Source organism: Streptomyces sp. NPDC007162, assembly GCF_040634175.1.
In the GTDB taxonomy this organism is placed as follows: domain Bacteria; phylum Actinomycetota; class Actinomycetes; order Streptomycetales; family Streptomycetaceae; genus Streptomyces.
The window spans coordinates 1-13417 of sequence record NZ_JBEYFC010000037.1 but is presented as its reverse complement, the minus strand read 5'-3'; the positions used below and the strand labels follow the sequence as shown (position 1 = coordinate 13417).

Annotated in this window: 15 protein-coding genes, 1 pseudogene and 1 riboswitch; of the genes and pseudogenes, 7 read left to right on the top strand and 9 right to left on the bottom strand. The window is 69.4% G+C overall.

Translation table 11 applies throughout. From position 1 onward, the window contains the following. Positions 1–303: 303 nt before the first annotated feature. Positions 304–1626, top strand: coding sequence for a globin domain-containing protein (locus ABZ646_RS06980; protein WP_360513749.1), 1323 nt, complete (start codon positions 304–306; stop codon positions 1624–1626). 4 nt (positions 1627–1630) lie between these two features. On the opposite strand, the gene ABZ646_RS06975 is transcribed toward ABZ646_RS06980, so the two are convergent. The 5 genes from ABZ646_RS06975 to ABZ646_RS06955 form a co-directional block, all read right to left on the bottom strand. After that, positions 1631–2113 carry an NUDIX hydrolase gene (locus ABZ646_RS06975; protein WP_360513747.1) on the bottom strand — a complete coding sequence of 161 codons (483 nt, stop codon included), beginning with the start codon at positions 2111–2113 and terminating at the stop codon, positions 1631–1633. An 87-nt stretch (positions 2114–2200) separates the two neighbouring features. Then, the gene (locus ABZ646_RS06970) at positions 2201–3106 is read right to left on the bottom strand and encodes a LysR family transcriptional regulator (RefSeq protein ID WP_360513744.1); all 906 of its coding nucleotides are present in this window, start codon (positions 3104–3106) and stop codon (positions 2201–2203) included. Between the two features lie 230 nt (positions 3107–3336). After that, positions 3337–4467, bottom strand: coding sequence for a cystathionine gamma-lyase (locus tag ABZ646_RS06965; protein ID WP_360513741.1), 1131 nt, complete (start codon positions 4465–4467; stop codon positions 3337–3339). Then, a complete protein-coding gene (locus ABZ646_RS06960; RefSeq protein WP_360513738.1) occupies positions 4464–4955 on the bottom strand; it encodes a low molecular weight protein-tyrosine-phosphatase in 492 nt (163 codons plus the stop codon). The genes ABZ646_RS06965 and ABZ646_RS06960 overlap by 4 nt, the downstream gene beginning before the upstream one ends. Before the next feature lie 7 nt (positions 4956–4962). Then, positions 4963–5340, bottom strand: coding sequence for a phage holin family protein (locus tag ABZ646_RS06955; RefSeq protein ID WP_360513735.1), 378 nt, complete (start codon positions 5338–5340; stop codon positions 4963–4965). A gap of 59 nt (positions 5341–5399) precedes the next feature. Between ABZ646_RS06955 and ABZ646_RS06950 the strand changes: the two genes are divergently transcribed. The 4 genes from ABZ646_RS06950 to ABZ646_RS06935 all read left to right on the top strand — a co-directional run bounded on the left by ABZ646_RS06950 (position 5400) and on the right by ABZ646_RS06935 (position 7630). Then, positions 5400–5717, top strand: a complete 318-nt coding sequence (locus ABZ646_RS06950) for a cupin domain-containing protein (RefSeq protein ID WP_360513733.1) — start codon at positions 5400–5402, stop codon at positions 5715–5717. A gap of 163 nt (positions 5718–5880) precedes the next feature. Beyond that, entirely contained in the window at positions 5881–6093 is a 213-nt protein-coding gene (locus tag ABZ646_RS06945; protein WP_132888304.1) for a DUF5326 family protein, read from the top strand. A 275-nt stretch (positions 6094–6368) separates the two neighbouring features. After that, the gene (locus ABZ646_RS06940) at positions 6369–7094 is read left to right on the top strand and encodes an IclR family transcriptional regulator C-terminal domain-containing protein (protein ID WP_360513731.1); all 726 of its coding nucleotides are present in this window, start codon (positions 6369–6371) and stop codon (positions 7092–7094) included. 98 nt (positions 7095–7192) lie between these two features. After that, a complete protein-coding gene (locus ABZ646_RS06935) occupies positions 7193–7630 on the top strand; it encodes an SsgA family sporulation/cell division regulator (protein ID WP_132888303.1) in 438 nt (145 codons plus the stop codon). Between the two features lie 85 nt (positions 7631–7715). Here the strand turns inward: ABZ646_RS06935 and ABZ646_RS06930 are convergent, their stop codons facing one another. Further along, positions 7716–9272, bottom strand: coding sequence for a YibE/F family protein (locus ABZ646_RS06930; RefSeq protein ID WP_360513729.1), 1557 nt, complete (start codon positions 9270–9272; stop codon positions 7716–7718). Between the two features lie 71 nt (positions 9273–9343). Then, positions 9344–9521, top strand: a riboswitch (TPP riboswitch). Here ABZ646_RS06930 and thiC point away from each other — a divergent pair. Continuing rightward, positions 9514–11334, top strand: a complete 1821-nt coding sequence (thiC, locus tag ABZ646_RS06925) for a phosphomethylpyrimidine synthase ThiC (RefSeq protein WP_360513727.1) — start codon at positions 9514–9516, stop codon at positions 11332–11334. Its footprint overlaps the riboswitch before it by 8 nt. A gap of 22 nt (positions 11335–11356) precedes the next feature. On the opposite strand, the gene ABZ646_RS06920 is transcribed toward thiC, so the two are convergent. Further along, complete coding sequence (locus ABZ646_RS06920) at positions 11357–11713, bottom strand: NUDIX domain-containing protein (RefSeq protein WP_360513725.1); 357 nt, start codon at positions 11711–11713, stop codon at positions 11357–11359. Between ABZ646_RS06920 and ABZ646_RS06915 the strand changes: the two genes are divergently transcribed. Beyond that, a complete protein-coding gene (locus ABZ646_RS06915) occupies positions 11684–11884 on the top strand; it encodes a hypothetical protein (RefSeq protein ID WP_360513723.1) in 201 nt (66 codons plus the stop codon). The two genes, ABZ646_RS06920 and ABZ646_RS06915, sit on opposite strands and share 30 nt — an antisense overlap. Positions 11885–12067: 183 nt before the next feature. Here the strand turns inward: ABZ646_RS06915 and ABZ646_RS06910 are convergent, their stop codons facing one another. Together ABZ646_RS06910 and ABZ646_RS06905 are read right to left on the bottom strand one after the other, a co-directional pair. Next, on the bottom strand, positions 12068–12937 hold the full coding sequence (locus tag ABZ646_RS06910) for a hypothetical protein (RefSeq protein WP_360513722.1): 870 nt from the start codon (positions 12935–12937) through the stop codon (positions 12068–12070). 181 nt (positions 12938–13118) lie between these two features. After that, positions 13119–13417 (bottom strand): annotated as a pseudogene (locus tag ABZ646_RS06905) (hypothetical protein); the annotation flags it as partial.

Below are 13417 nucleotides of genomic sequence, written 5' to 3'. Positions count from 1 at the left end.
ACCTGCACCCCCGGCGTCCACCTGTTTCAAAGGGGACACACGCGCTTTTGGCCATGTCGCCGCCATGAGTGCAGCTCCCTGGAACTGCGGGTTGTTTCACGTGAAACGAGGGGCGGCCACCGACGGAACGAGGCACGGGGGTACGTGTGCCCGAAGCGGCGGCGGGTAGTGTCGAGTCCGGTTCACGTCTGCGGCAGGGCGTTACGGCGGCAGTGTCGCGTCTCACGCCCGACCAGGTGGAGCCGGCCGTCAACGGGGGGAACGCAGGCACTTTCCGAGTGAAGTGCGGGGACCGACCGCAAGATGTTCGAGGCGAGGCACACCATGGACGCTCCGACCACCGCGTCGACGGACGGCGACGGGGCCGTCGGAGGCGGCTGGTTCACACCGCCCCACAGCAGTCCCGCGGGCGAACCCTCCGCCGAGCTGTCGGTCGTGGCGCCGGGTGGTTCGGGGGAGACGCCCGGACGCCGTGTCCCACCGCAGCGCGGCGCGCCACCCCGGCAGGACCCCTCCCCGGACGCGATCCGCGTGCGCGACACCATGGCGGAGATCCGTCCGATCGCCGACAAGGTCACCTCGTACTTCTACGCGCTGCTCTTCGTCCGCCACCCCGAACTGCGTGCACTCTTCCCGGCCGCCATGGACACCCAGCGGGACCGGCTGCTCAAGGCCCTGCTCACGACGGCCGAGCACATCGACAACACGCCCGTCCTGGTCGAGTACCTGCAGAACCTGGGACGCGGGCACCGCAAGTTCGGCACCCGCGCCGAGTACTACCCGGCTGTCGGCGAGTGCCTCATCGGCGCGCTGAGCAGGTACGCCTCGGGCAGCTGGAGCCCCGAGACGGAGGCGGCCTGGGTGCGGACGTACACCGCGATGTCCCAGGTGATGATCGACGCGGCGGCCACGGACGAGCTGCGGGCACCCGCCTGGTGGCACGCGGAGGTCGTCACGCACGAGCTCAGGACCGCGGACGTCGCGGTGCTCACGCTCCGCCCGGAGCAGCCGTACCCCTATCTCGCCGGGCAGTACGCCGGCATGGAGACGCCCTGGTGGCCTCGGGTCTGGCGGCACTACTCCTTCGCCTCCGCGCCCCGCTCGGACGGTCTGCTCACCTTCCACGTGAAGGCTGTCCCGGCCGGTTGGGTCTCCAACGCCCTGGTCCACCGCGCCCGCCCCGGCGACGTGGTCCGCCTCGGACCGCCCGGCGGCTCGATGACCGTCGACCACACCACGGACAACGGACTGCTCTGCCTGGGCGGCGGCACCGGCATAGCGCCGATCAAGGCGCTGGTCGAGGACATCGCCGACCGCGGCGCACGCCGCCCCGTCGAGGTGTATTACGGCGCCCGCACCGACCACGACCTGTACGACCTCGACACCCTGCTCCGACTTCAGCAGAGCCATCCCTGGCTCGCGGTACGCGCGGTCGCAGACCAGCGGGCGCGGATCCAGCTCCCCGACGCCATCCGCGGGCGCGGCCCGTGGACCGAGTACGACGCCTACGTCTCGGGCCCGCCCGGCATGATCCGCAACGGCGTCCATGCGCTGCGGGATGCCGGTGTCCCCGCGCACCGCATACGGCACGACTCGGTCGAGGAACCGGTCGTCGTCGGCTACTGAGCCGTCACCCGAGGTCGGGGGCGTGCATGGCCCGGACACCCTCGATATTGCCGTCCAGGTAGTGCCGCAGGGACAGCGGTACGAGGTGCACGGAGGCGATCCCGACCCGGGTGAAGGGGACGCGGACGATCTCGTACTCGCCCGCGGGCTCATCGACTTCGGGGCCGTGCCGGCGCTCGGGGTCCATGGACTCCAGCCGGCAGACGAAGAAGTGCTGGACCTTCACGCCGGTCGCGCTGCCGCTGTCGCCTATGTGCTCCACGGTGTCCACGAAGCAGGGTACGACGTCGGTGATCTTGGCGCCGAGTTCCTCGTCCACCTCGCGGTGCAGGGCGTCGACGACGGTGCTGTCCTCCGGCTCGACGCCGCCACCGGGGGTCACCCAGTAGGGATCGACACCGGGCTTGGTGCGCTTGATCAGGATCAGGTCATCGCCGTCCAGAAGAACGGCACGCGCGGTGCGCTTGACCACGGGTCGGACGGTCATGGGAGAAATGTGGCCCAGCTTGTTCCACGTGAAACATCGTGGGGACCCATCGAGCGGCCGTACCCCGGGTAGCCCACGGAATCGTGCTCAACCCCAGTCCGCGGCCGCGTGCCGGAGCCATTCGTGCGCCCGCGCCACGTGGGGCATGGCGAGCGTGCCGGTGCGCACCACCAGGAAGTACGTCCGCAGCGGAGGTACCGCGGGATCGTGCAGGGCCATGACCTCACCGCGTTCCAGGGCGGCCGCGCACAGGTACCGGGGCAGGACGGCGAGCCCGGCACCCGCGACCGTACAGGCGAGGACCGCGCGCAGGTCCGGTACGACGACCGTGCCCGAGGCGGCCGGACGGGCGTCGAACACGGAGCCCCAGTAGCGGGAGACGAAGGGCAACGACTCATGGACCTCCACGACGGGCAGGTAATCCAGGGCGGGCGCACCCTTGTCCCCCACCGTCCCGGCGCCGATCTCCACGGCCCAGCGCGGAGCGGCGACCAGCACATGCTCCTCGTCACAGAGCGCGGTGGCGGTGAGCAGGGCGCCGCGCGGCCGGAGCGTACTGATGACCAGGTCGTGGTGTCCGGCGGACAGCCCCTCCAAGGTCTCCTCGGCGTTTCCGAAGGAGGCTCGCAGCGCGAACCCCTGGCCGTCGTCACCGGCGAGCTCCGTGAGGGCGGGGAGGGCGCGCTCGGCCGTGAATTCCGGCGGGCCGGCGAGATGCAGGGTGCGTACGGAGAATTCGTCGTCGAGGCCGCGTTCCGCGATCTCCACGAGGGCGTCGAGGTGAGGGGCGGCCTTGTGGGCGAGTTCGTCCCCGATCGTCGTGGGGGTCACCCCCCGGGCCTGGCGCAGGAAGAGCGGACGGCCCAGCTGCCGTTCCAAGGTCCGGATCTGGGCGGTCACGGCCGGCTGCGAGAGGCCGAGCAGGGCGGCGGCGCGGGTGAAGGATCCGGCCCGGTGCACGGTCACGAAGGTGCGCAACAAGGCCAGATCCATCCCACGCCCTCCCGTTCGGCCTGCCCCTTTCCCGGCCCCTGGGCAGGTCCACAACTATAAATAAGTCGATAGGTCTCTGCCGCTACAGTGATTGGACACTGACGCAGAGTCAACTAGCCTTGGTCACGCGGTTCTTGGCGCGCTGGAACCGCGACGGTCCGAGCCACGAGGGGGGAGGCTCGGACCGTCCGTCATGCGTAGCCGGACCGGTGCGGGCGTCCGTAATCCGGTCACCCGGCCGACTCGTCGAGTGCGCGGAGCACATCCGCCACCAGATCCTCGGGATCTTCGGCCCCGACCGACAGCCGGATGAAGCCCTCCGGCACGTCGTCCCCGCCCCAGCGCCGGCGCCGCTCGGCCGTGGAACGCACCCCTCCGAAGCTCGTCGCGTCGTCGACCAGCCGCAGGGATTCGAGAAAGCGTTCCGCACGCGCGCGCGTGGGCAGCGTGAACGAGATCACCGAGCCGTAGCGGCGCATCTGCTGCGAGGCGATCTTGTGGGCCGGATCGTCGGCCAGCCCCGGATGGCGCAGCCCGGTCACCTCGGGCCGCCCGCGCAGCGCCTCCGCGAGCAGCAGGGCGGTCGCGTTCTGCCGGTCCACCCGCAACTCGAGGGTGGCGAGGGAGCGGTGCGCCAGCCAGGCTTCCATCGGCCCGGAGATCGCACCGATGATCTTGCGCCAGCGGCGTACGGCGGCCATGGCCTCCGCGTCCCGTCCGACGACGTACCCCAGCAGAACGTCCCCGTGTCCGGTGAGCTGCTTGGTGCCGCTGGCCAGGGAGAAGTCGGCGCCCAGCGCCAGCGGCCGCTGGCCGAGCGGGGTGGCGAGGGTGTTGTCGACGGCGACGAGGGCGCCACGCGCGTGTGCCGCCTCGGCGAGCCGCCGGATGTCACACACGTCGAGGCCCGGGTTGCACGGCGACTCGATCAGCAGCAGCTTCGCGCCGTCCAGGACGTCGAGCTGGGCGTCACCGGCGGTCGGCGCGGTGCGCACCTCGATGCCGTAAGCCTCCAGCTGGGCGCGGACCAGGGGCAGCACCTGATAGCCGTCGGAGGGCAGTACGACCGCGTCCCCGGCACGCAGCTGGGAGAACAGCACCGCCGAGACGGCCGCCACGCCGGACGCGAACACCAAGGTCTCGACGTCCTCACCGGGCGCCTCCAACTCACCGACGGCCCGCTCCAGATGCGTCCAGGTCGGGTTCTCGTCCCGCCCGTAGGCGTACGGTCCGCTGACCTCGCCCGGCAGATGGAAGTGCGCGGCGAACACCGGTCCGGGCAGGGTCGGCTCGTTCTTGACCGGTTCGGGGAGCCCCGCGCGCACCGCTCGTGTGCCCTCGCCCATGGCTGCCTGGCTCATACGGCCGCTCCTTCCACTTCGTCGCGCACGGCGGCGAGCAGTCCCTCGCTCGCCCCTTCCACCATCTCAAGACATTCCTCGAAGCCGTCCAGACCGCCGTAGTACGGATCCGGTACGTCGAGGTCGTCACCGGCAGCGGGGTCGAAGGAGCGCAGCAGCCGCACCTTGCGGGCGTCCTCCTCGGTGGGGGCCAGGCGGCGCAAAGCCTTGAGGTGACCGGAGTCGAGCGCGATCACCAGGTCGAGGCGGGCGAACCAGGCCACCTGGAACTGGCGGGCGGTGTGGTCGCTGTCGTAGCCGTGTTCCGCAAGGACGCGTACGGTGCGCGGGTCGGCGCCGTCGCCCTCGTGCCAGCCGCCGGTTCCGGCGCTGTCGGCCTCGACCCGGTCGTCGAGTCCGGCCTCGGCCAGGCGGGCACGGAAGACGGATTCGGCCATCGGGGAACGGCAGATGTTGCCCGTGCAGACGAAGCAGACGCGGAAGGTCATGGCGTGCTCAGTCCGAGTCGGGAAGGATCATGTTCAGGGCCCAGGACACGATCGAGATGATCAGACCGCCCAGCACGGCCGTCCAGAACCCCTCCACGTGGAAGCTCAGGTCGAGTTTGTCGCACACCCATGACGTCAGCAGCAGCATCAGCGCGTTGACCACCAGGGTGACCAGACCGAGCGTGAGGATGAACAGCGGGAAGGTCAGGATCTTCACGATCGGCTTGACGAGGAAGTTCACCAGACCGAAGACCAGGGCGACGAGGATCAGGGTCCAGACCTTCTTCGCGGTGCTGTCGCCGGTCAGAGTGATCTTGTCGAGCAGCCACACGGCGACCGCCAGGGCGCCCGCGTTGGCGATCGTCTTGACTACGAAATTCTTCATGTGTCTGATCGTGACAGACGAGATCGAACGCAAGTAGTGAGGCGAGGGCGACAACGGCGATGAAGGCATTCCGGCTGGACGAACTGGAGGCGGAGCGCGCCGCCAACGACGGTGCCTACCTGCAGTTCCTGCGCGAGCGGAACATGTCGGTCGGCCTCTACGCCCTGGACGCGGGCGAGCGGGACCCACAGCAGCCCCACAACCAGGACGAGGTCTACTTCGTCGTCAGCGGCCGTGCCGCCATCACGGTCGGCCTGGAGACCACGCAGGTCGCACGGGGCAGCGTGGTGTACGTGCCGGCCGGGGTGGCCCACAAGTTCCACCACATCAGCGAGGACCTGAGGGTCCTGGTCGTCTTCTCTCCGCCTGAGGCCTGACCCCGGTCCTCGGGGTTCCCTAGGGGACGGGTCAGGGGAGGACAAGGGATCCGAGGCCCCCTGACGGCCCCCTCGTGGCTCTAGCATCGAGAGCAGGACATCGCATCGTGCGGGACGCACGAGACTTCCGTGCCAAGCGCACGAGAAAGCTGAGGACAGGGCAATGCGAGAGATCTTCACGGGTCTGCCGTGGTGGGTGAAGTGGATCGCGGTGCCGGTCATCGCACTGGTGGTGTTCGGTGGCCTGATCGGCGCGATCGTCGGCTTCCTGGCCTATCTGCTCTTCAAGCTGCTGATCTTCGTGGCACTGGTCGGCGGGCTGATCTACATCGTGCGGAAGTTCATGTCGAACTCCTCGTCGAAGAGCGACTGGTGAGGACCGTGGGAATCGGTGGCCGGTAACAGGAATCACCGGTTCCCTCGGGCGAGGGAAGTTTCCCCCAACGGGCCGACCGAAGGCGGCGACAGACGGTTAGAGTCGCTGACCCCCTCGCGCTCCGGGAGCGACTCTTGGCCACGCTTGACGCCGCCTCAGCACCCACGGAACACCGCCCACCACCCGCCCGACGCAGTTCCACCACACCCCCCGTGCAGCGGCCGGCCACCCAGGCCGACCCCGCACAGCCGCATTCGGCCACTCTCATCAGTTCCGTGCAGCGCGCCATGCGTCTGCTGGAATGTGTCGCAGAGCACGAACACGGCGCCCCCGCCAAACAACTGGCCCGCGAGACCGGCCTCGCCCTGCCCACCGCCTACCACCTGCTGCGCACTCTCGTGCACGAGGGATACCTCCACCGTGACAAGGGCCTGTTCTTCCTCGGCGAGGCCGCCGAGCGGCTGAGCAGCAGCGGAGCGCAGCAGAAACGTCGCAGCGCGGTCGTCGACACCCTCGCCCACTGGCGGGATGCGATCGGTGTACCGGTCTACTACGCGATGTACCGGGACGGTGAGATCGAGGTCGTGTGCGTCTCCGACTCCCCGGCTGCTCCGGCGGTCGAGGAGTGGGCGGACTTCCGCGAGACCGCCCATGCACATGCGATCGGCCAGTGTCTGCTCTCCCAGCTGGACGATGTCGCCCGCCGCGACCATCTCGACCGGTACCCCGTGCAGACGCTCACCCCGTACACGGTGCGTGACAGCCACGCGCTGCTGCGCAGGCTGGAGCGCACCCGCCGGATGGACCCGGCGGTCGAGCGCCAGGAGTACACGCTGGGGACGGTGTGCGCGGCCATCCCCATCACCGCGGGCACCACGGCCGCCACCATGGCCATCTCCCTTCCGCTTCACCAGGCCGACCGGCTGCTGCCCGCGGTACGGCAGTTGCAGGGCGAAGTCGGAAGGCACCTGGGTTCCCTGGCCATCGCTATCAGTATCTGAAAACTCACTCCTTGTGATCTCCCGTGTACGTTCAGCAAGATTTGACCACTATCAAAGGGGTAAACCCGGCCAGTCGGCGTCATATGACGGGGTAGACGATGCGCGAGTCCGTACAAGCAGAAGTCATGATGAGCTTTCTCGTCTCGGAGGAGCTCTCCTTCCGCATCCCCGTGGAGTTGCGCTACGAGACCTGTGATCCGTATGCCGTGCGGCTCACGTTCCATCTGCCCGGGGACGCGCCGGTGACCTGGGCGTTCGGCCGTGAGCTGCTGATCGACGGGGTGGGCCGGCCGTGCGGCGAGGGTGATGTGCATATCGCACCCGCCGATTCCGAGGTGCTGGGCGAGGTGCTGATCCGTCTTCAGGTCGGCTGCGACCAGGCGATGTTCCGTTCCTCGGCGCCCCCGCTGGTGGCATTTCTCGACCGTACGGACAAGCTGGTGCCGCTCGGCCAGGAAGGCGCGCTCGCCGATTTCGACGCCCATCTGGACGAAGCCCTGGACCGCATCCTGGCCGAGGAGCAGAGCGCCGGCTGAGACGCCGCGGCCACGGGGGACACGTTCCTCCCCCCGATCCGGATGAGGACACGCAGGAACGCTTCTGCGTGCTCTCCTGGCGCCGTCAGTGCTTCCGGCGCCGCCCCCGTCCGCCGCGTGCCGGTACCTCCAACGCCGCGACCGCCTCCGTGCCCGGCCGGTCGGCCGACACCACCAGGGCTGCCAGCAACGTGGTGACCGGCACCGAGGCGACCAGTCCGATCGAGCCGACCAGTGTGCGCACGACCTCTTCGGCCACCAGCTCACTGTTGGCGACCGTCGTCACGCTGCTCTGCGCGATGGAGAAGAGCAGCAGCAGCGGCAGCGCCGCGCCCGCGTAGGCCAGCACGAGGGTGTTGACGACGGAGGCGATGTGGTCGCGGCCGATGCGGATGCCCGCCCGGTACAGCCCGCGCCAGCCCATCGTCGGGTTGGCCTCGTGCAGTTCCCACACGGCCGACGTCTGGGTCACCGTCACGTCGTCCAGCACGCCCAGCGAACCGATGATGACGCCGGCCAGCAGCAGACCGCTCATGTCGATCGACGGGTACAGGCCGTGGATCAGCCCGGTGTTGTCGTCGGTGTTGCCGGTGAGAGCGGCCCAGTCGATGAACTCCGAGCCGAGCAGGCCGATCAGGCACAGCGAGACCAGCGTGCCGAGCACCGCCACGGAGGTACGGGCCGACAGTCCGTGACACATGTACAGGGCGATCAGCATGATGGCGCTCGCCCCGACCACCGCCACCAGCAGCGGATTCGAACCCTGGAGGATCGCCGGGAGGATGAACAGGGTCAGCACCATGAAGCTGACGGCCAGTGCGACCAGCGCCATCACCCCGCGCAGGCGGCCCACCACCACGACGGCGAATGCGAAGATCCCGGCCAGCAGCGCCATCGGGAACTTCCGGTTCACATCGGTGACCGAGTACTGCAGATCCTTCGGCGCCGAGGGCTCGTAGGCGACCACGACCTTCTCGCCCTGGTGCAACTGCCGTGACTGGTCGGGCTGCACGATCTCGGTGAAGGTACGGCCCTTGTCCTTGCCGGTGTCGACCCGGACCGTGGCCTTCTTGCAGGTGCCGCCGTCCTCCTGCTTGCCGGACCCTCCCTCGGTGGTGGGGATGTCACCGGTCGAACCGCCCCCCGAGGCGTTGACCGACTTGCAGCTGACCGAGACGACCTTGGCGACCGTGGCCGCCTGCGTCTGCCGGTCGAAACCGACGCCGGTGCGCTCGTGCGGCGGGGCGCCGCCGGGCCACAGCACCACCAGGCCGACCACCACCGCGGCGGTGAAGGGGATCAGGATCGCCGCGATGACCTTGCGCAGATGCTTCGAGACGGGGGCGGCGGGACCGTGGCTGTGCGAGTGGCCGTGTCCGCCGCCGGTACCGGCATGTCCGTGACCCGGACCGGCGCCGGCCGTCCGGCTGTGGGCGTCGCCAGGAGCGTGCTCCTGGCCGGACCCGTGTCCGTACTCACCGCCGTGCTGGTGTCCCTGCCCGTGGACGTGCCCTTGCTCGTGCGCATGGGCACGCCCGGCACCGGCACCATGGCCCCCGTGGCCCGGTTCGCCGCCCGTTGCCGCGCCGTTGCCGCGCCGTGGGTCAGAAGGCGGATAGGGGGGCTGCTGTGTCGTGGTCACCGCCCGATCATCGCAAGAACGGCAGGGGCCCCCTGTTCACCGCGCCCGAATTGACGCTAGCGTGGAGGCACCTTTGCACACGCGGGAGCTCGGAGCACCGGGCTGAGAGGGCGCTGACCTCCGTATTCGCGATGTTTCACGTGGAACAAGTGAAGTTCCACAGGGAGCACCGCTCCACGGAAGCCGCTGCGTCGACCGCCGAACCTGTTACCGGGTAATGCCGGCGTAGGGAGTAGGTCTCATGACCAACAAGGACGCACGCACGCCTGCCTTCAGCCAGGACGAACAGCCCACCACGGGTGAAGCGCCGCAGGGGGCCGGGAAGTCCGTGGGCTGGCACAAGGGCTATGTCGAGGGCTCGCGCCCCGACCTGCGAGTGCCGGTCCGTCAAGTGCACCTGACCAACGGGCAGTCGGTCACCCTCTACGACACCTCGGGCCCGTACACCGATCCGCTCGTCGAGACCGACGTCCGCCGGGGGCTGCCCCCGTTGCGGGAGAACTGGATCGTCGCCCGCGGTGACACCGAGGAGTACGCGGGCCGGCCGGTCCGTCCCGAGGACGACGGGATCAAGCACACCGCGCCGCGCGGCGGGCTGCGCAACCTGGACGCGGTCTTCCCGGGACGTCCGCGCCAGCCGCGCCGGGGCCGGACCGGTGAGGCGGTCACCCAGCTCGCGTACGCGCGCCGAGGCGAGATCTCGCCCGAGATGGAGTACGTGGCCATCCGGGAGAACGTCCCGCCGGAGGTCGTCCGTGCGGAGATCGCGGCGGGGCGGGCCGTGCTGCCGGCCAACGTCAACCACCCGGAGATCGAGCCGATGATCATCGGCAAGCGGTTCCTGGTGAAGGTCAACGCCAACATCGGCAACTCGGCGGTGACCTCCTCCATCGAGGAGGAGGTGGAGAAGATGACCTGGGCGACCCGCTGGGGCGCCGACACGGTCATGGACCTCTCCACCGGCCGCAACATCCACACCACCCGGGAGTGGGTGCTGCGCAACTCCCCCGTCCCCATCGGCACGGTGCCGCTCTACCAGGCCCTGGAGAAGGTGGACGGCCGGGCCGAGGAGCTGACCTGGGAGATCTACAAGGACACGGTGATCGAACAGGCCGAGCAGGGCGTGGACTACATGACCGTCCACGCGGGCGTCCGACTGCCGTTCGTCCCGCTCACGGCGAACCGCAAGACCGGCATCGTCTCGCGGGGCGGCTCGATCATGGCGGCCTGGTGCCTCGCGCACCACAAGGAGTCGTTCCTGTACGAGAACTTCGAGGAACTCTGCGAGATCCTCGCCGCCTACGACGTCACGTACTCCCTGGGCGACGGTCTGCGCCCCGGCTCCATCGCGGACGCCAACGACGAAGCGCAGTTCGCGGAGCTCCGGACCCTCGGGGAACTCAACCGGATCGCCAAGCGTTTCCATGTGCAGACCATGATCGAAGGCCCGGGCCATGTCCCGATGCACAAGATCAAGGAGAACATCGACCTTCAGCAGGAGGTCTGCGATGAAGCTCCGTTCTATACGCTCGGCCCGCTGACCACGGACGTCGCACCGGCGTACGACCACATCACCTCGGGCATCGGTGCTGCGATGATCGCCTGGTGGGGCACGGCGATGCTCTGCTACGTCACGCCCAAGGAGCACCTGGGGCTGCCCAACCGGGACGACGTCAAGACCGGCGTCATCACCTACAAGATCGCCGCCCATGCGGCCGATCTGGCCAAGGGCCACCCGGGTGCGCAGGAGTGGGACGACGCACTGTCCGATGCCCGCTTCGAGTTCCGGTGGGAGGACCAGTTCAGCCTCGCACTGGACCCGGACACGGCCCGCGAGTTCCACGACGAGACCCTCCCGGCGGAGCCGGCCAAGACGGCCCATTTCTGCTCGATGTGCGGACCGAAGTTCTGCTCGATGAAGATCAGCCAGAGCATCACGGAGCGATTCGGCGGCGCGGCGGCCGAGGGGGCGTCTCCGGAGGAGGTCGCGGAGGGAATGCTCCAGAAGTCGAAGGAGTTCGCGGCGAGCGGGAACCGGGTGTATCTGCCGCTGGCGGACTGAACCCCTCCCGGCTGCCGGCCGGTTACCGGTCTCGCCATGCGTCGACGTGTTCCAGCAGATAGGCGGCGAGTTCCGGCGGGTGGAGGCCGAGGGCGGTCACGGCTGTAGCGTCCAGCGGGATCCGGACCGGATCGAAGTCACCTGTGTCGGGGGTGTCGAGTTCGGGACCGCTGCGGCGCTCGGGACGGAGGTCCAGCAGGTCGGCCAGGAAGTAGTGCTGGGTGACGGTGACCGTCTCCACCTCGCGGCGCGGGGCCGTGTCGAGATCGGCGTCGTCGGATTCGACGCTCCCGCCGACCGTCGTCCAGTACAGGGAACCGCCGGGCCATCCTCGGCGCAGGAACACCAGATGGTCGCCGTCGAGGAGGACCGCACGCACTTTGTGACGGACCTTCATCTCCGTGACGACAGCGCGCCGGCTCCCTCCGGCTTCGATCTGCGAGAACACGGTGGCGTGGACGTGTTTCTGCAGGACTGTCCCACTCGTGCCGTGCTGGACCTGATCGCCGGAAAGTGGACCATGCTGGTGCTGGTGGCCCTTGCGGACTGACCCGCACGCTGTATCCGACGGTGCCGCCGTGTGTGGAGGGCATCACCGACTGGGCGCAGGCGAACAGCGCCGCCGTCCGGGCGGCACGGGACGAGTCGACGAGCGCACCGCCCGTCAGCTCCCCGGTGCCACCGGGTAGGACCGGGTGTCCGGCCCGCGCCCCCGGAAGGGGCGCAGGCCGGGCTATTCCGGCTGGTGTTCCGGGCCTCCGAAGTCCGGGCTGGTGTAGTCCGGACTGCTGAAGCTCGGCCGGGGGGCGGGAGCCGCGCCGTCGTCGGTGCTGAAGCCGGGGCGGTCGTAGCCGAGGCGCGGCATCCGGCCCGCCGGTCCCGACGGGGCCGTACGGCGCAGTTCGGCCGTACCGGCGTCAGTGGCCAGCGCTTCCCGCAGGAAGGGCAGGATGCCACGCTCCAGCACGGCGTCCCGCCAGGCCTGCCGGGCCTTGGCCACCTCGCCGTCGGGTTCGCCGTAGGCCCCCGCCTCCAGCGAGGGGCTGTTGCGCAGTGCGGTCAGCAGCAGCCCCGCGCCCGCCATGAGGATGGCGGCCGCGGTCACGGCACCGAACACCCAACCGGCGGTGAGCATGGTCTGGGCGAACGCCGGGGCCGGGTCCAGCATCTTCAGGACGTAGCCGACGAGCAGGAAGATCGCGGCGGCGGTGCCGGCGAGCACGGGCGCCAGGACCAGGGCGAGGGCGAAACCTCCGGCGCCGGTGGTCTCGGCGGCCTCGCCGAGGGTGGTGGCGAGCCCCAGCGAACCGCCCGCGGCCGACTCGGCGGAGTCGGACTGCCGGACGGGGGCCGGGGTGGACCGCGCCGGATTGCGCAGTTCCTCGCGGACCTTCACATAGTGCTGGTACTCGGTCGCCGCGGCCGCCGCTATCAGTGCGGTGGCGTTGAGCGCCATGGTGCGCAGCTGTTCGGTGTTCAAATGCCGACCGGTACCGGCCAGTTCGGGACGGTAAGGGGCGGAGCGCAGCGCCTCGTCGAGGATCCGCTCGTATTCCTGGCGGTCCTCGCTGTGCAGGTGCTGCGGAACGCTGTTCATGTGCATCCCCCGATGCTCCGTAGGGCTGGTGGCTCGCACGCCGGCGAACCGTCGGGCAGAAACGGAGGGGAGCCTGCTACGGATAAACCGATGGTAGAGCCGTTAAGGCACGCGGTGACAGGGGGTTGCCGGAAATTGGGTGTGGCCCGCGTGTGGCGCCGGAGGGACAGAACAGCGTACCGAAAGCTCAGACGTCCAGCGGGAGCTGCCTCACCAGCAGCTTTCCGGCCATGGTCACTCCACCGTCCATGGCGATGGCGAGTCCGTCCGCGTAGATGTGCGGCCCTTCCACGACCGGCCTGGTGTTCTCTTCGTCGTCCTCGGAGCCGACTTCGCCCAGCAGGTAGGGAATCGGGCTGTGCCCGTGAACGATGCGGGTGCCTCCGTACGTATCGAGAAGGGAACGGACGGCGTCTGCACCCCCCGTCGCAGGCTGCGCGCCTTGCGGGCAACCCGGCGCACGGTCGCGTTGCGCGGGATGAACGC